Raw genomic sequence first — 16,569 nt, 5'->3', positions numbered from 1 at the left:
GCCGGGGGAGGGGGAGGGCGCGGGTGCCCGAGATCAGCCTGGTGATCCCGACCTACAACCGCCGGGAGGTCCTCACCGAAGCGCTCCGCCGCCTGGAGGCGGAGGGCCGGGAGGGTGTTCCCTTCGAGGTCGTGGTCGTGGACGACGGCTCCACCGACGGGACCGCCGAGAGCCTGGCGGACCTGCAGCCGCCCTTCCCCTTCCGCTGCCTGCGCCAGGAGCATCGGGGCCCGGCTGCAGCCCGGAACCGGGGCATCCGCGCCGCGGACGCCGAGCTCATCCTCTTCCTGGACAGCGACCTGGTGCCAGGCCAAGGCCTGGTGGCCGCCCACCTGGAAGCGCACCGGCAGGCCGCTCGGGATCCGGCCGGTGATCGGCTGATTGGGCACGGTCCTGTGATCCACGTGGCCAGCCTGGACGAGGTGGAACGGGCCCGGCCCGACGTGGGCGACCTCTCCATGGCCTTCTTCGCCACGGGGAACGTCTCCGTGGGCCGGCGCCACCTGCTGGCCGCGGGCCTCTTCGACGAGGCCTTCGCGGAGTACGGCTGGGAGGACCTGGAGCTCGGCCTGCGCCTGAAGCAGCTGGGACTGGTGGCTCAGCCGGTCCCTGCCGCGCGCGGCTACCACTTCAAGGAAACCTTTCGGGTGGACCACCTCCCCCGGGCATGCCAGCGGGAGAGGGAGCGAGGGCACACCGCGGTCCTCTTCTTCCGGAAGCACCCCACCTGGGGCGTGCGCACGACCACCCAGCTCTTCGGCCTCACCTTCTGGCTCGACCGGCTCCTGGCCCGCTGGGCCGAGGACCCCCGCACGTGGGAGCGGCTCCGCCAGGCGGAGGCGGCCGGGCGTGACCGCCGGGTGCGGGTGCTGGCCCGGCTGATCACCCAGCACGCGTACGTTCAGGGGCTGCGGGAAGGCCTGGCGGCCAAGGGCGCGAGCCGGGTACCCTCCGGCGACGCGGCCCCGGATCGCTCGAAAGCAGGGGAGGGCGAGGCGTGAGGACGCTGGTGACGGGTGGGGCAGGTTTCATCGGGTCGCACGTGGTGCGGCTGCTCCTGGAGGCAGGGCACCAGGTGGCGGTGCTGGACGACCTCTCCGCGGGCCGGCCCGAGCGGGTGCCCCAGGGCGTGTCCCTCCACCGGGTGCAGCTCGAGGAGGCCGGGGCCGTGGACGAGGTGGTGGCCCAGGTGCGGCCCCAGGCCGTCTTCCACCTGGCGGCCCAGGTGGACGTGCAGGCGGCGGTGCGGGAGCCCCTGCGCGACCTGACGGTGAACGTGGCGGGCAGCCTGGTGCTCCTGGAGGCATGCCGGCGGAACGGGGTGGAGCACCTGGTCTACTCGTCCTCCGCGGCGGTCTACGGCGAGCCCGAGCGCCTGCCCCTGCCGGAGGAGGCGGCCTGCAAGCCGCTCTCGCCCTACGGCGCCTCCAAGCTCGCCGCGGAGGGGTACTGCTGGGTGTACGGGGCGGGCGCGGGGCTGAGGACCACCGTGCTCCGGTACGCGAACGTCTACGGGCCGGGTCAGGAAGCCCGGGCGGAAGGGGGCGTCGTCGCTTCTTTCGCGACCCGCCTGGCTCAGGGCGAGCCGCCCCGGATCTTCGGCTCCGGGCGCCAGACCCGCGACTTCATCTACGTCACCGACGTGGCCCGGGCCAACCTGGCCGCGCTGGAGGGGCCGGGCGGCCTCTTCAACGTAGGGACGGGCCGGGAGCGGAGCGTGCTGGAGCTGGCCCAGGTCCTCCTGGAGCTGGCGGGGCGGCAGGACCTCCAGCCCCGGACCGAACCGGCGCGCCCGGGCGAGATCGAGCGGAGCGCCCTGGATCCGGGCCGCGCCGGGACCGTGCTGGGGTGGCACCCCCGGGTGGACCTCCGCGAGGGTCTGGCCCGCACCCTGGCCTGGACCCAGGCGGGTTCCCCCATGGAGGCAGGGGCGCTGGACGCGCTGGCGGGGGGGCGGGGGGCATGAGCCTCGAGGCGCACGGGCTGGTGAAGCACTATCGGGGCCGGGCGGTGGTCCAGTCGGTCAACCTGCGGGTGGACCCCGGCGAGGTGGTGGGCTTGCTGGGGCCCAACGGGGCCGGGAAGACCACCACTTTCTACATGATCCTGGGGCTGGTGCGGGCTGAGGCGGGTCAGGTCTTCCTGGACGGCGAGGAGATCTCCGGGCTCCCTGTCCACCGGCGGGCCCGCCTGGGCATCGGGTACCTGGCCCAGGAGCCTTCCATCTTCCGGCGGCTCACGGTGGAGCAGAACCTCGCGCTGATCCTGGAAAGGCTCCCCCTCTCGCGGCAAGCGCGCGAGGAGCGGGTGGAGGAGCTCCTGGAGGGCTTCGACCTGGTGGCCTTGCGGTCTCAGGAGGCCGGGGTGCTCTCCGGGGGCGAGCGGCGCCGGTGCGAGGTGGCCCGGGCCCTCGCGGGGGAGCCCCGCTACCTGCTCCTGGACGAGCCCTTCGCAGGCGTGGACCCCATCGCGGTGGCCGAGCTGCAGGAGCTGATCGGTCGGTTGCGGGAGCGAGGGATCGGGGTGCTCATCACCGACCACAACGTGCGCGAGACGCTCACCATCACCCAGCGGGCCTACATCATGCACCAGGGCCGGGTGCTGGTGGCGGGCGGGGCGGCCGAGCTCCTGGAGAGCCCTGAGGCCCGCCGATTCTACCTGGGGGAGCGGTTCCGGCTGTGAGAGCCCTGGACCGGTTCGTGCTCAAGGAGCTGGCAGGCCCCGTGATCTTCGGATTCGGCGCCTTCACCAGCCTCTTCCTGGCCAGCGAGATGGTGAACCTGGCCAACCTGGCCGCGGAGCTGAGGGCCCCCGTGGAGGCTTTGCTGCGGGTCTTCCTCCTGGGCATCCCCCAGATCCTGGTCTGGACGCTGCCCATGGGCATCATGGTGGGGAGCCTCCTGACCCTCTCGCGCCTTTCGGCCAACTCGGAGGTGGTCGCCCTCCAGGCGGGCGGGTACAGCCTCCGCCGGGTGACCCGCCCCGTCCTTCTCCTGGGCCTCAGCCTCGCCCTGCTGGCCGCCGGGATGAACGAGTGGGTCGCACCGTGGGCCAACATCCAGCGGGAGCGGGTGATGGTGGAGCAGGTGCGGGGGCGCACCCTGCCCGTCGACCGGCGGAACGTGACCCTCCAGCAGTTCCAGGGGGGCCGTTTGGCCTGGTTCCTTTACGCCGCCCGGTACTACCCCGCGGCCCAGACCATGAACGACGTGACCATGATCCGCCTCGACCAGGGCCGGCCGGTGGAGACCACCTATGCCCGCCAGGTGGTCTGGGCCGGAAACGAGTGGCAGATGGAGGACGGGGAGAGCTACCGCTTCGGCGCGGACGGCCAGGCCGTGCGGATCGCCTTCGAGGGCGGGCGCCGGCCGGCGGCCATCCCCTACCGGCCAGGGCAGGTGAGCGAGCTGAACAGGCCCCCTGCCCAGATGGGCCTGCGCGAGCTGGGCGCCCGGATCCTGGCCCTGCGGGGACAGGGGGTGGAGGCCCGGACCGAGCGGGTGGAGTGGAACCTGAAGCTGGCCCTGCCCTTCGCCAGCTTCGTCTTCGCGCTCCTGGGGGCGGGGCTTGGCATCCAGTCCCATCGCAGCGCCACCTCGGTGGGCTTCGGGCTTTCGGTGGGGATCATCTTCATCTATTATGTAGTCATGACCCTTGGAACCGCCCTGGGCAAGTCCGGCGGCTTGCCGCCGGAGCTGGGCGCCTGGGTCCAGAACCTGCTGGGGCTGGCCGTGGGCGGGTTCCTGTGGATCCGCCTGGACCGCTGAGGCCCAATGGGCGGCCAGCGGGCCGGGATTCCATGGCGGCGTGACGGCGCGCGTCGGGCTCCCCGGCAGCGGCCGAGGCGGAAGGGCTGGAAGGAGGTGAGCGGGCATGCACGGGTGGCGGCTCATCGTGACCTTGGTGATCATGGGAGGGGCGATCGCCTACCTGGGGGACCGGATCGGGCTCCGGGTGGGCAAGCGGCGCCTCACGCTCTTCGGGCTGCGCCCGCGCCACACCTCCATCATCATCACCATCCTCACGGGCGTGGTGATCACCGCCGCCTCCGTGGGCCTGCTCTCCTTGGCCTCGGCCGACGTGCGCACGGCCCTCTTCCGGATGAGCGAGATCCAGCAGGCGCTGACCACGACCCGCGATCGGCTCCAGATGGTGGAAGGGGAGCTTTCCGCCCAGCAGGAGAGGCTGGCCGCCACCCTGAGCGAGCGGAACCAGGCGGTGAAGGAGATGGACGCGGCCAAGGCGGAGCTGCAGTCGGCCGTGGACCAGCTCGCCAACGCCCGCACCCAGCTGGACGAGGCCCAGCGCTCGCTGGCCTTCCAGGAGGAGCGGGTGAAGAACCTGACCCGCATCGGGAAGGACCTGCAGGGCCACGTGGACGAGTTGCAGGCCACCCGGGACCGCCTGCAGGAGCAGGTGGCCACCCTCACCCAGGAGTACCTGCAGCTCGCCTATGCCATGCGCTCGGGGAAGCTCGCGTATCGGGCCGACGAGCTGGTGGGCGCCACGGTGTTGGATGCCTCCGTGCCCGTGGAACAGGTGCAAAAGCGGCTGCTCGCCTTCCTGGACGAGGAGGAGAAGCGGGTGCGCAGCCGCCTGGACCTGCCCGACGAGAAGCCGGCGCTGGTCTTCGAGTCCCAGGACGTCTTCTACTACACCGCTCAGGAGATGGCGTCCAAGGGCGGCCGGTGGGTGGCCCGCATCCGGGCGGTCAACAACACCTTCGCCGGCGAGCCGCTCCTGGTGGGGTTCGAGCTGATCCCTGAGGCCAGGGTCTACACCCGGAACCAGGTGATCGCCCGCCGGACCGTGGACGGCTCCGACCCCGAAGCGGTGGAGAGCGAACTCCTCCAGCTCCTCTGGGACGTGAACGAGCAGGCGATCCAGGACGGCATGATGACCGATGAGCAGGGGCTGGTGGGTCAGGTGGCCAAGGCCGACGAGTTCCTGGACGTGATCATTGCCGTCAAGCAGGCGGGCAAGCCCGTGGAAGTCATCGCCCGGGCCCGGGAGGACACCTGGAACACGCGGCCGCCGCTCACCGTCACGCTGGAGGTCGTCTCCTCCTGAAGCAACCTTGAGGCTGCCGCCGGCCTGGGCCCGGAGGGGTCCGCTGCCGGGGTCGCCAGGAGGTGGCAGGTGCCCCCGGAAGGATCCGGAACGCGTCCTCCCGAAGAGGTTGGGGAGCTCTGGCCGGGAGGACGTTGCAGCCGTGTCGCACCCACTCAAGCGGATCCTTCGCAGCAGCATCCCAGGTCTGGTCGCGCTCCTCCTCCTGGCCGGGCCCGCCGCCGCGTCCTCCGACCCCTTCGACCCCGTCCCCAGGGATCACTGGGCCTATCCCGCACTGGAGGCGCTCCAGAGCGCGGGCCTCCTGGAGCAGGAGCCCCTGGCGCCCGGCGGGGCGGGGCTAACCCGGTACGAGGTGGCGGGGCTGGTCTCCCAGGCGGAGCAGGAGCTGGGGACCGCCCAGCCCGGCGGCTCCGAGGCGTCCCAAGCCGAGGTGGCCCTGGCGTGGCTCTACCGCTCGGCCCAGCGCCTGGGCGGGGATTCCGGCGACGCCGGGGAGGCTGCAGGCGCGAGCCCCCTGGACCGGCTGCAGGCAGGCCGCCAGCTCTACTGGCTCGTCCCGGCGACGACCCGCCTGGAGCAGGAGTACCGCGCGGCTGCAGCCGCGGGCTCGTCGCCCGCGGCGCCGGCGGTGGTCCGCCAGGCGACGGCCCTGCAAGAACGGCTCCTGCAGCAGGTGCCGCCGTCGCTGGCTACGGCGGGCAGTCCTGAGGTGGACCAGCTGGAACTGGCCCTGGTCGATCGCTTCTCGAGCGAAGCCCGCTCCCCTTCGGAGGTGGCCGATCAGGTGGGCCGCACCAGCCAGGCGCTGCTGGAGCTCCGGTCGGGCTTCGGCCCCGAGCTTCGCACCCTGGGGCTCGACCGCCAGACGGCGCCCGAGCTCCCGCCGCCTTCCTCTCCCGACGTGGTGACCCTCGACGAGCTCCGGCAAGCGGCCCGGTCGGGTGGCCTCGAGCCGCCGGCCGGCGGCGCGGGGCTGGAGACACGGGTGCCCCTGGGTTCCGCAGGCACCCTTGAGGCCCGCGTCGGCCTGGACCGAGCGCCCGGCGAGTCTGCGGTTCGGCCCGGGGTGGACGTGGGCCTGGGGCTGGGCGAAGCGCAGCTCCACGCCGGCTGGCGGCTGCTCGACTTCTCCGAAGGCCGTCCGGGCCAGGCCGAGGGCCAGGCTGGGCTCGACCTGCGCTTCTGACTCCACTCATTTCCATGCCTGCACCGTCCTTCCAGCCAGGAGAGAAGACCCCACGCGGCGAATGGGGTCCCCGTGGGCCGGTCGCGACGGAAACGGGCGGGAAGCTCCTTTGTAACGCAACATTTCCCCAGGTGTGGAAGGAGTTTCTTCCAAGGGCTCGAATACGGGCATAGCTGCCTGTGTCCGTCCGTGAAGTTGCTCACGAGCCTGCCCCACCCGGAAAGGGGGCAGGCGCCGGGGGATCGCGTGAGCGCTGGGCTCATGAGCGCGAGAGATCGACCTGCCCCTCGCGGGGCGCACGGGCCTTGAAGTCGGCAGGATGAGGCAACGCCGGAAACTCCTCCTGCCCTTCGAGCCCACGGCGCGTCTCGGGAGAGGTGAGACGGGGCAACGAGCACCTGAGACGAGGAGGTTTGTCACACCATGCGCAAACGGGGTTTGGCCGTGCTCCTCGCCGGCCTTCTGGCCGTGGCGACGAGCGCGCCGGTCCTGGCACAGCAGAAGCCGTTCCCGGACGTTCCGCCCGATCACTGGGCGGCTGAGTCCGTCGAGTTGCTCAGGGCCGCCGGTCTGGTGATCGGCTACCCGGACGGCGAGTACAAGGGCAACCGGCAGCTGACCCGGTACGAGTGGGCGATGATCGTCTCCCGGCTGGTGGACCGGCTGGATGCGATGGTCGCCGACCAGGTCGACGCCTCCTTCAGCGAGGTTGAGGCCAACGCGGTCGCCCGGGTGAACCAGGCCATCGCCGACCTCCGGGCTCGGCTCGAAGCCGGGGAGGAAGCCCAGCGCGCCCTCTTCGGCGTGGCACCGGCCCAGGTGGCGGCATCGGTCCAGTCCACGGGCAAGATTCCGCTTTCGGACCCGGCGCGGGCAGCCTTCACCGAGCTGGCGACCCGGGCCATCGAAGAGTACCTGGCCTCCTACGAGGCGCCCGAGGACCTGAAGGGTAACGTCGAGGCCATGGTCCAGGACGCCCTGTCGGGCATCGACAGCCGCATCACCAACCTGGAGGCCCGGACGCTCGTGACCCAGCAGGACGTGCGGGAGACCCGGGCCCTGATCCAGGAGACCGCGGACACGCTGCAGCAGAGCGTGCAGGCGCTCCTGGACGAGTTCCGCTCGGACCTCGACGCCCTGGGCGTGCGGGTGGCCGACCTCGAGGCGTGGCGGGCGCAGACCGACGAGCGCATCGGCACCCTGGAGAGCCGGGTCGACGAGCTGGAGCGCCAGCAGACCAACCTGAAGAACCGCATCGACATGACCCAGCAGACGGCCGACGAGGCGACCAACCGCGTCATGGCCCTGGAGCGGAAGGTGGCCAAGGCCCCCGAGAAGCAGCTCAAGGGTGCCTACCAGCTCCAGTACGTGGGCAGTGACGGTGCCAGCGCGGCTCTCGGGCAGGCGGAGCTCCTCCTGGCCCAGGTGGCCGGCAGCGACGCCAGCGCCAGCTTCAAGCTCGGCATGCTGGCCGGTGCCTCCGTCGACACGTACCTGAGCCTGGGCGTGGGCGGGCCCCTGGGCGGGCTCGACACCGGCGCCGAGCTGGCCCTCTACACGGCTGGCGGCGCAGCGCCCGGCACCCACACCCGCTTCGACCTGGACGCCGGCCTCAACGCCGGGATCGTCCGGTTCACCACGGGCGCCCGGTTCGGCAGCACGCCCGCGCCGTTTGCCCCGGCCGTGACGGCCCCCGGCTGGACCGACCTGGACTTCGACGGTCTCGCCTACAAGGTGGGCCTCGCGCTGCCGCTGCCGCTGGGCGCCTTCAGCGTGACCCCCGTGGTCGACGGGGTGATCGCGAGTGGGCTGGACACGGGCGTGGGCGTGGGCGCGGAGATCGGCGCCTCGCTCCTGGGCGGCGAGCTCCTGGGCCGCCTGGTCTACCCCGCCAGCGGCGCTGACGCCCTGCGGGTGGCCGACAAGGCTGCCTCCTCGGTGAGCCTCACCGTGCCGGTGGGCAACCTGAGCGTGCTCGGCAGCTTCTCCACCGAGCTGGGCGTCACCCCGGCCACGACGGTCTACGCCTTCGGGCTCCGGGGCGAGTTCTAACAGGGAGATCGAAGGATCTGGAACCTGCAGGATCCCCGCCACCGGCGGGGATCCTGCCTTTATGGGGGTGCGGCCGTGCCGGGCGCGGCGGGCGGCTCGGGAGCCGGTCCAGGTGAGGGATGCATCCTGGCCATGGACCCGGGCCGCGTGAAGTGCGGGCTCGCGGTCGTTTCCATGGGTGGGGAGGTCCTGGCGCGTCGGGTGGTTCCCTCGGAGGACGCGCTCGAGCAGGTGCGGGCGTGGAGCCGGCACTACCAGCCCGCCCGCCTGATCCTGGGGAACGCGACGGGCGCCCGGGCGTGGCGGGCGGCGCTGGAGGCAGCGGAGGGCCTTCCCCCAGTGGTGCTGGTGGACGAGCGCCGCTCCAGCGAGGAAGGACGGCGCCGGTACGTGGAGGCGCACCGGCGTGGCTGGCGGCGCTGGCTTCCCTCAGGTCTCCAGACGCCGGCCGAGCCGTATGATGACCTGGTTGCGGTGATCCTCGCGGAGCGGTACCTGCAGTCTGCCGGCGGGCCAGGGGAGCGGTGAGGGGCGGCAGGGTTTCGGTGGCAGAGCGAGAACTCTCTGCCAGGAAGGAAGGGCAGGGATCGTATGCCGGTGCGGTGGGGTCGCCTCATGGCCCTCATGGCCCTCATGGTGCTGGTGGCCGCGTTGCTGGGCGGCCGGGCCCTGGGGGCGCCTGAGGCCAAGGTGAGCCAGCTCTTCGCAGAGCTTCCACCCGAGCACTGGTCCTACGGGGCGGTGCGCACGCTCTCCACGGCGGGCCTGGTGAAGGTGCCGCCTGCAGGGTTCGGGGTTGGTTTGACCGTGACCCGCCTCGAGATGGCCCTGGAGGTGGGCGAGGCCATGGATCGGCTCCAGGCGGCCGCGCCCGCGAGTCCCTCGGTCTCGTTGCCCGTGCTCGTGGCCCGCTACAACCGGAGTGCCCGGACCCCGTTAGGCTGGGACCAGGTCCGCTTGCTGGAGCGGCTCGCCCGCGAGTTTTCGCCTGAGCTGACGGCGCTCGGCTACCGGGCAGTCATCCCCTCCCCCCAGAGCTTCCGCCTCGAGGCGGCGCCGGTCGGGGTTCCTCTCCCCGAGCTCGATGCCGTCTGGCTGGGCCTGGGCGAGCTGCCCGCCCTCACCTGGTCCGCGTCCGCGCCGGGTCCTGAAGGGCTGGTCGGCCTCGATGGGCTCCGGGAGGGACGCGGGGCCGCGGACGAGCAAGCAGACCGGGGGCTCGCGCTGGGGGCCCGCTTCCGGCTGCTGCCCACGGTGCAGGTGGAGGGCCAGGTGGAGTCCGGGGGCGCGCGGCCCGGGTACCGCATCGGTGCCGGCGTGGACCTGGGGGACGTCTACATTTCGGGCGGCTACGACGTGCCGCCCGCCGCCGCGGCGAGCGAGCCCCCTACGGGTGGAGAGGCCGCGGAGTCAGGAGCCGACGGGGGGCGGACGCGCTGGGGCCTCCGCTGGACCACGGGCGGCACGGAGCTGACGGCGGCTTACGAGTACGTGGGCTTGGACGACCTGCGGGTCCTGGGCGGGACGGACCTGCCGTCCCGGCTGGAGGTGGGGGTGGGGGTGGCCCTGGAGGGAGGGGCCATCCGGGTTGGCTGGAGCCGGGAGGCTCAGCCCGTTGAGGGAACGGCACCAAAGGCGGTGGAGGCAGGCGAGCCGGAGCCGACGGAAGCCGATCCTCCGGAGCCCGGCGGCAACGCCGCCGGGTCAGCGCCCACAGCTCCCCGCCAGGTGCAAACCACCCTCAAGCTCACCTACGACGTTTCCAGCGTGGGATCGCTCACCCTGGGGTACCAGCTCATCGACTTCGGCGACGAGGATGGCGTGACCTCCACCAACGCCGCCACGGCCGAGTTCACGCTGCGTTTCTAGCCTCGGATCGGGCCTCGCCATCGAGGGGACTTCCACGGGCCCTTGCCCCATGCACCAGCGCGTCGGAGGGATCCAGGACAACAGACGGAACATGAAGGCGACGAGGAGGAAAAGGGTGATGGCCAGACTGCGGTATCGATCACTGGCAACCCTCCTGGCCCTCTGGCTGCTGGCAGGCATGGCGCCGGCAGGGGCGCAGCAGGGCACGCCCCTGGCGCGCCTGGAGGCCCTGGAGGTCGCGGCCTACGGCGAGGTCCATCAGGGGTCGCTGCTGGCCCGGGTGGAGAGAGTGGAGACGGACCTGTTGGGCAGTACTCAGAGCGGGCCCCTGCTGGATCGGTTGAGCCGCCTGAACGGGCTCTTCTACGCGCCCGGCCGGGACGGTACCTCCCTCATGATGCGCCTGAACGCAGCCGAATGGGTCCTCCTCGGTCGTCAGGCCGCGGGGGCGGTGGAGCCCCGGATCCGGGCGCTGGAAGAGGTGATCATGGGTGAGGCCCAGCAGGGTTCGATCCTCCAGCGGCTGGCGGGCATCGCTCAGGTGATCTGGCCCGACGGGAAGGTGGGCGTCGCGCAGCGGCGGATCCCCGCAGGGACCCGGGTCACCATCCGCCTCGATGCGGAGGTCAACTCGGGCAAGGCGAAGGTGGGGAACACCATCCCCTTCACGGTGGTGAAGGACGTCACCCTGGACGGGGACCTGGTCATCCTGTCGGGCGCCGGGGGGAAGGCGACGGTTTCGGAGGTGCAGGCGGCGGGCGCCCTGGGCCGCAGCGGTAAGGTGGCCCTGGACTTCGGCACCGTGCCCGCCTTCGACGGGACGCCGGTGGGGCTGGGCCTCACCGAACGGACCTCCCAGTCGGGCTCCGAGGAGCTGGCCGCGGCGGCCGGCCTCACGGGGGTGCTGCTGGTGGGAAGTGCCGCCACGGTGGTCCTGGCCCCATTGGGCCTGGCAGCGGGCGCCCTCATCCAAGGCCAGAACGTGGTGGTCCCCTCAGGCACCGAGATGGTGGTGGAGGTCACCGACGCCGTACCGGTCGCGGCCCTGCAGGGCCTGTGAGACGGGGCGCCGCCCGGGCGGCGCCCTTCTTCTGCCTGCCGGGTCATGCCGTCGGGCTGCCGCGGCGTTCGCGCGCGCCAGGTTCCGGTGAGGGTGCAGGGTGCTGCCCAGGACCGGGGCCGTCCGACTGGACTTTTGAAAGAGGAACCCGCGGGAGGACGTCGAAAGCCGTGAACGGCCCGCAGGAGTCGAAAGAGCCAGGATCGCGCCAGAAGGTGCGGGTTTCTGTCGGTGCGGCGTGCAGGCGGGTCCGGGAGGGAAAGCCGGTGCCAGAGCTTCGATCGGTTCCCATGGAGCTGATCGACCGTGATCCGGGCCAGCCCAGGACGCGTTTCGACGCGCGCAGCCTGGACTCGCTCGCCCGGAGCTTTCGGGAGGTGGGGCAGCTCCAGCCGGTCCTGGTCCGGCGTGCCGGGAACCGCTACCGGCTGGTGGCGGGCGAGCGGCGCTGGCGCGCCGCCCTTCAGGTGGGGCAGCGGGAGATCCAGGTCCTCGTCCTCGAGGAAGGCTCTGAGGCTGCCCGTGGGGCGGACAGGCTCCTCCAGCTGGTGGAGAACCTCCAGCGGGAGGACCTGGATCCCCTGGAACGGGCCACGGCCATCCAGGAGCTGATGAAGGCCGAAGGTCTGAGCCAGAGGGCGGTGGCGCAGCGTCTGGGCGTCCCCCGCACCACCCTGGTCGACTGGCTGGACCTCCTGAGGGTGGAGCCACGCTTCCAGCAAGCGGTTGCGGCCAACGCCCGCGGCGAAGACGTCTCCTTGAGCCTCTCCCACGTGAACGAGGCGCTGGCCCTGGCCAGCCGGCGCCAGGACCCCGTGGTCGCCAGCCAGGTCCTGGACCTGGCCCTGGCCTTCTCACTGAGCAAGGGGCAGATGCGGAAGCTCTGCGCCTTGATGCGGGAAGCGCCCGATCTGGAGCCGGAGGATGCCCTGCGGAAGGTGCTCGCCGCGGGCAAGCCGGGTCGCCCCGCGGATCTCCCCGGGACGACGCCCGAGGCCCACCTGCAGCGCCTGGTGGAGTCGCTCGAACGTTCCAGCCACTTCGTGGAGCGGCTGTCGCACGTCTCCTCCCGCTTCCTGGCCCCCGACGTGAGGGCGATGCTGGTGCAGCGGTTCGAGCAGCTCCACCGCGTGACGGGCGAGGCGCTGGAGCGCCTCTCGGCCACACCCGAGGAGGCCGCGGCCCGGGCGAAGGAGGAGCGCAAGCAGCGGCAGCGGGCGGAGCGACGCCGGCGCAAGGAGAAGGGCCGGCAGCTCGCCTAGGGAGCGGGGCGATCACGCCCCGGGGACCCTTCGGGCGGGCGTGATGGTACATGATAGGACCGAGTCGCCCCGGTGGCCGTGGGAAAGCGAATCGCGCCGGCTCCAGGGATGGGCGGCGCCTGCCGATGCTACTAGGTTGAGGGGACCTGCCGGGGATCAGGGACGCCCTGGCGGGAGCGAAGGGTTCGGGGCCTTTCAGGAGAAGGTTCGAATGGGGGACCTTGCACTTTCGCCCGATCGGCACGCCCGACGCGACAACAGACCGTCTGATGGACGACGCAGAAAGAGGTGGACAGCTTGGCGTTGCGCGTAGGGGTCGTTGGGGTGGGCAGCATGGGGAAGAATCACGCTCGAATCTACTCTCAGATGCCCGGTCGCGTCAAGCTGGTGGGTGTGGCCGACATCGAGGCCGCGCAGGCCCAGCAGGTGGCGCACCTGTACGGCTGCCGGCCCTACACGGACTATCACGACCTCCTGCGCGAGGTGGACGCCGTCAGCATCGCCGTTCCCACGTCGCTGCACTTCCAGGTGGCTTCGGACTTCCTGGAGCTGGGGGCGCACGTGCTGCTGGAGAAGCCCATGACCTCGACGGTGGAGGAGGGTGCACGCCTCCTCCAGATGGCGCGGGCCCAGGGTTGCACCCTCCAGGTGGGCCACGTGGAGCGGTTCAACCCGGTGGTGACCGAGCTGCAGCGGATCGTGCGCGAGGAGCCCATCACGGCCGTGAACGTCCAGCGGTTGAGCCCCTACGACGGGCGGGTGGTGGACGCCGACGTGATCCTCGACCTGATGATCCACGACCTGGACATCCTCACCATGCTCTTCGCCCCGCCCATCCAGCACGTGGGGGGCATCGGCCGTTCCCTCCACAACCCGGACCAGCTCGACTACGCGGTGGCCATGCTCCAGCTGGGGGACGAAACCCTGGCCACCGTCACCGCGAGCCGGGTGACCGCGAGCCGGGTCCGCCGCATGGAGCTCTCGAGCCCCGCGTCCTGGATCGTGGCCGACTACGTGGAGCGGCGGATCACCATCACGCGCAACCCCATCGGGCGGGCGTCCCGGAACGGCACCTACCGCCAGAAGGGCGTGCTGGAGCAGATCTATCTTCCGGCCCAGGAGCCGCTGGCCGAGGAGATCCGCCACTTCCTGGACTGCATCGAGACCCAGAAGAACCCGCTGGTCTCGGGCGAGACGGGGCTGGCCGCCCTCAAGCTGGTGCAGGTGATCAAGCGGGACATCTACGGGCGGGTCGCAGAGAGGGGAATGGCCGCTGCCCTCTGAGCTCAAGCCGTCCATCCCCATCGCGCGCCCCTTCCTGACCCAGCGCGAGCACGACCTGGTTCGAGAAGTCTTGGACTCGGGGCAGCTCGCGGAGGGGTCCTACGTCCGCCAGTTCGAGGAGGCCTTCGGGGCCGCCCAAGGCCTTCCGTACGTGGTGGCGACCAACAACGGCACGGCCGCACTCCACGCCGCCCTGCTGGCCGTGGGCGTCCGCCCCGGGGACAAGGTGCTCACCACGCCCTTCACCTTCGTCGCGACGGCCAACGCCGTCCTCTACTGCGGCGCCCGCCCGGTCTTCGCCGACGTCTCGCCCGCCACGGGCAACCTGGATCCGCAGGCGGTGGAGGAGGCGCTTCGGGCTGATCCGGCCATCCGCTACCTGCTGGTGGTGCACCTCTACGGCTTGGCCGCGCCCATGCCGGAGCTGATGGAGCTGGCCCGGCGGTACGAGCTGACGGTGGTGGAGGACTGCGCCCAGGCCCACCTGGCCTCCATCGACGGGCAGCCGGTGGGATCCTTCGGCCGGGCGGCGGCCTTCAGCTTCTACGCGACCAAGAACCTGACCACCGGCGAGGGCGGGTGCGTGGCGAGCACCGATCCCGAAGTGGCCGAACGGGCCCGGCTGGCGGCCCACCATGGGCAAACGGGCCACTACTTCCACGAGACCCTCGGCTTCAACTACCGCATGACCAACGTGGCGGCGGCCATCGGCCTCGGCCAGCTGGAGCGCCTGGAGGCCATGACCGAGGTCCGGAGGGCCAACGCCGCCTACTACGACGCGACCCTGGCCGGCCACTCCCTCCAGGTGCCCGTGGCGCCGCCGGGGTACCGCCACGTCTACCACCAGTACACGCTCCGGGTGCCTGGCCCCGACGACCAGCGGCGCGACCGGCTGGCCGCCTACCTGAAGGAGGAGGGCATCGGCGCCGCCGTCCACTACCCCCGGCCCCTCACCCGGCAGCCCTCGCTGGCCGGACGCTTCGACGTGGCCGGCGGCGGCGAGCTTCCTGCGGCCGAAGAGCTGGCCGCCCAGGTGCTCTCGATCCCCGTCCATCCGCTGGTGGGTCCCGAGGAGCGGGAGCGCGTCGCCGAAGCGATCCTTCGCTGGGAAGAGGAGGACCTCCGCTGACCCGAGGCCGCCGGCTCAGGCCGTCGCGCCCTGGGCGGCCTCTCTTTCGTCCCCCAGCTCGCCGGGGATGACGCTCCGGGTGCGGCCCACCGTGTGCAAGACCGCCTCCTGGGGGAAGTGCTCCCGGAAGATCCGGTAGTAGAGGAGCTCCTCCCGCGAGCGGGCGGGAGCCCGAGCCGATACCGGTGACCCGGCGCGCTCGGCCCGCCGCTGGGCCTGCCTCAGATCCTCCAGGGCGACCCGGCGCCGGGCGATCTTCCGCAGGAGCCCGCTGGTGCCCGTGCCGTGCGCGAACTTGGCCTTCCCGCGGTGGACCACCTCCGGGGGCAGGAGTCCCTCGGCCGCCTGGCGCAGCACCCACTTCTCCACCTGCTCCGCGCCCCGCAGCTTCACCGACGGATCGAGGCGGAAGGCCCAGCGGATCATCTCCAGGTCCAGGAACGGAACCCGCGCCTCGAGCGCGTGGGCCATGGACATGCGATCCACCCGCTGGAGGTTGGTGTTGTGCAGGGCGGCCGTGACCGTGCGGAGCTCCCGGTGGAGCCGCTGTCGATCCATGCGCCTCAGGTACTCGTAGCCCGCGAAGAGCTCGTCGGCGCCCTCGCCCGACAGGACCACCTTCACGTGGCGGCGCGCCAGGCGCGAGACGAAGTAGGTGGGGACGGCGCTCCGCACCAGGGCCGGGTCGTAGGACTCCAGGTGCCGGATCACCGTGGGCAGGGCCTCCTCGAGGTCCTCGGCGCCATAGGTGTACTCGTGGTGCTCGGTTCCCAGGGCGGCGGCCACCTGGGCCGCGTAGCGCAGGTCGTCGGAGCCGCGTTGGCCCACGGCGAACGAGTGCAGCGTGCCGGAGGTCAGGCGGCGGGCCCATGCGGCGATGAGGCTCGAGTCCAGCCCGCCCGAGAGGAAGACCCCCACGGGCACGTCGGCCAGCAGGCGCTTCCCCACCGCGCGGCGGAGCCGCTCGCGGACCCCCTCCAGCGCGGTCCGGGGATCGCTCACATCCGGCGGCCCCTCGGGGATCTGCCAGTAAGGTTCCAAGGCGTAAGTGTCGTCCGGGCCCGGGGCATCCTTCAGCCCGTCGAGCGGGGCGGACGGCTCCAGCACGAGGCGGGTGCCCTCGGGAAACTCCCAGACCCGATCGGTCGCCTCCAGGAGGGCGCCGATCTCGGAGGCGAAGTAGAAGGTCTCGCCGGCCACGCCCCCGTAGAGCGGCTTGATGCCCAGCGGATCCCGGGCCAGGAGCAGCCGGCCCGAGGCCCGGTCGTGGAGGACGAGCGCGAACATGCCGTCGAACTCCTCGACCATCGCCGGTCCCCGATCCTCGTAAAGGTGGACCAACACCTCGCTGTCGCTCTGGGTGCAGAAGCGGTGGCCCCCGGCCTGGAGGCGGGCCCGGAGCTCCCGGTAATTGTAGATCTCCCCGTTGACCACGGCCACCACCCGGCCGTCTTCGCTCGCGATGGGCTGGTGCCCCGTCTCCAGGTCGATGATGCTCAGGCGCGTGTGGCCGAGCACGATACCGGCTGAGGCCCAGGTTCCCTGGTCGTCGGGCCCGCGGTGGTGCAGGCGGGTGAGCATGCGCTCCACGGTTGGGGCGTTGGGGCGGCCGAAGCCGCCGGCGATGCCGCACATGGGTGCATGACCTCCTCGT

The 16,569-nt window shown here is 71.8% G+C and carries 14 protein-coding genes; 13 read left to right on the top strand and 1 reads right to left on the bottom strand.

Annotated features, from left to right (window positions below):
• The first annotated feature begins 23 nt into the window (after positions 1 to 23).
• From LIP_RS14375 to LIP_RS14315, 13 genes are all read left to right on the top strand, one after another.
• Positions 24 to 1,001 (top strand): glycosyltransferase family 2 protein, encoded by a 978-nt coding sequence (locus tag LIP_RS14375; RefSeq protein WP_068139876.1) that lies wholly within the window; start codon positions 24 to 26, stop codon positions 999 to 1,001.
• Entirely contained in the window at positions 998 to 1,966 is a 969-nt protein-coding gene (locus LIP_RS14370) for an NAD-dependent epimerase/dehydratase family protein (protein WP_082726390.1), read from the top strand. The genes LIP_RS14375 and LIP_RS14370 overlap by 4 nt, the downstream gene beginning before the upstream one ends.
• Positions 1,963 to 2,682, top strand: coding sequence for an LPS export ABC transporter ATP-binding protein (gene lptB / locus LIP_RS14365; protein WP_068139873.1), 720 nt, complete (start codon positions 1,963 to 1,965; stop codon positions 2,680 to 2,682). The genes LIP_RS14370 and lptB overlap by 4 nt, the downstream gene beginning before the upstream one ends.
• Positions 2,679 to 3,767 carry an LptF/LptG family permease gene (locus tag LIP_RS14360; RefSeq protein ID WP_068139870.1) on the top strand — a complete coding sequence of 363 codons (1,089 nt, stop codon included), beginning with the start codon at positions 2,679 to 2,681 and terminating at the stop codon, positions 3,765 to 3,767. The genes lptB and LIP_RS14360 overlap by 4 nt, the downstream gene beginning before the upstream one ends.
• A gap of 106 nt (positions 3,768 to 3,873) precedes the next feature.
• Positions 3,874 to 5,070 (top strand): DUF3084 domain-containing protein, encoded by a 1,197-nt coding sequence (locus LIP_RS14355; RefSeq protein WP_068139867.1) that lies wholly within the window; start codon positions 3,874 to 3,876, stop codon positions 5,068 to 5,070.
• Between the two features lie 142 nt (positions 5,071 to 5,212).
• Complete coding sequence (locus tag LIP_RS14350) at positions 5,213 to 6,259, top strand: hypothetical protein (protein WP_068139864.1); 1,047 nt, start codon at positions 5,213 to 5,215, stop codon at positions 6,257 to 6,259.
• Positions 6,260 to 6,682: 423 nt separating this feature from the next.
• Complete coding sequence (locus LIP_RS14345; RefSeq protein WP_068139859.1) at positions 6,683 to 8,311, top strand: S-layer homology domain-containing protein; 1,629 nt, start codon at positions 6,683 to 6,685, stop codon at positions 8,309 to 8,311.
• Positions 8,312 to 8,386: 75 nt separating this feature from the next.
• Entirely contained in the window at positions 8,387 to 8,839 is a 453-nt protein-coding gene (locus LIP_RS14340) for a RuvC family protein (RefSeq protein ID WP_198409568.1), read from the top strand.
• A 63-nt stretch (positions 8,840 to 8,902) separates the two neighbouring features.
• A complete protein-coding gene (locus LIP_RS14335) occupies positions 8,903 to 10,180 on the top strand; it encodes an S-layer homology domain-containing protein (RefSeq protein ID WP_068139858.1) in 1,278 nt (425 codons plus the stop codon).
• A 118-nt stretch (positions 10,181 to 10,298) separates the two neighbouring features.
• Positions 10,299 to 11,240, top strand: coding sequence for a hypothetical protein (locus LIP_RS14330; protein ID WP_068139856.1), 942 nt, complete (start codon positions 10,299 to 10,301; stop codon positions 11,238 to 11,240).
• Positions 11,241 to 11,506: 266 nt separating this feature from the next.
• Positions 11,507 to 12,502 (top strand): ParB/RepB/Spo0J family partition protein, encoded by a 996-nt coding sequence (locus tag LIP_RS14325; protein WP_068139854.1) that lies wholly within the window; start codon positions 11,507 to 11,509, stop codon positions 12,500 to 12,502.
• Between the two features lie 297 nt (positions 12,503 to 12,799).
• The gene (locus LIP_RS14320) at positions 12,800 to 13,786 is read left to right on the top strand and encodes a Gfo/Idh/MocA family protein (protein WP_144440521.1); all 987 of its coding nucleotides are present in this window, start codon (positions 12,800 to 12,802) and stop codon (positions 13,784 to 13,786) included.
• Positions 13,776 to 14,915 (top strand): DegT/DnrJ/EryC1/StrS family aminotransferase, encoded by a 1,140-nt coding sequence (locus LIP_RS14315; protein WP_082726387.1) that lies wholly within the window; start codon positions 13,776 to 13,778, stop codon positions 14,913 to 14,915. Before LIP_RS14320 ends, LIP_RS14315 begins: the two co-directional genes overlap by 11 nt.
• 15 nt (positions 14,916 to 14,930) lie before the next feature.
• Here LIP_RS14315 and asnB read toward each other — a convergent pair whose 3' ends face one another.
• Positions 14,931 to 16,550 carry an asparagine synthase B gene (gene asnB, locus LIP_RS14310; RefSeq protein WP_068139845.1) on the bottom strand — a complete coding sequence of 540 codons (1,620 nt, stop codon included), beginning with the start codon at positions 16,548 to 16,550 and terminating at the stop codon, positions 14,931 to 14,933.
• Positions 16,551 to 16,569: the final 19 nt, after the last annotated feature.

This window comes from Limnochorda pilosa, from assembly GCF_001544015.1.
GTDB lineage: Bacteria > Bacillota > Limnochordia > Limnochordales > Limnochordaceae > Limnochorda > Limnochorda pilosa.
This window is presented reverse-complemented; position numbering and strand designations above follow the sequence as displayed.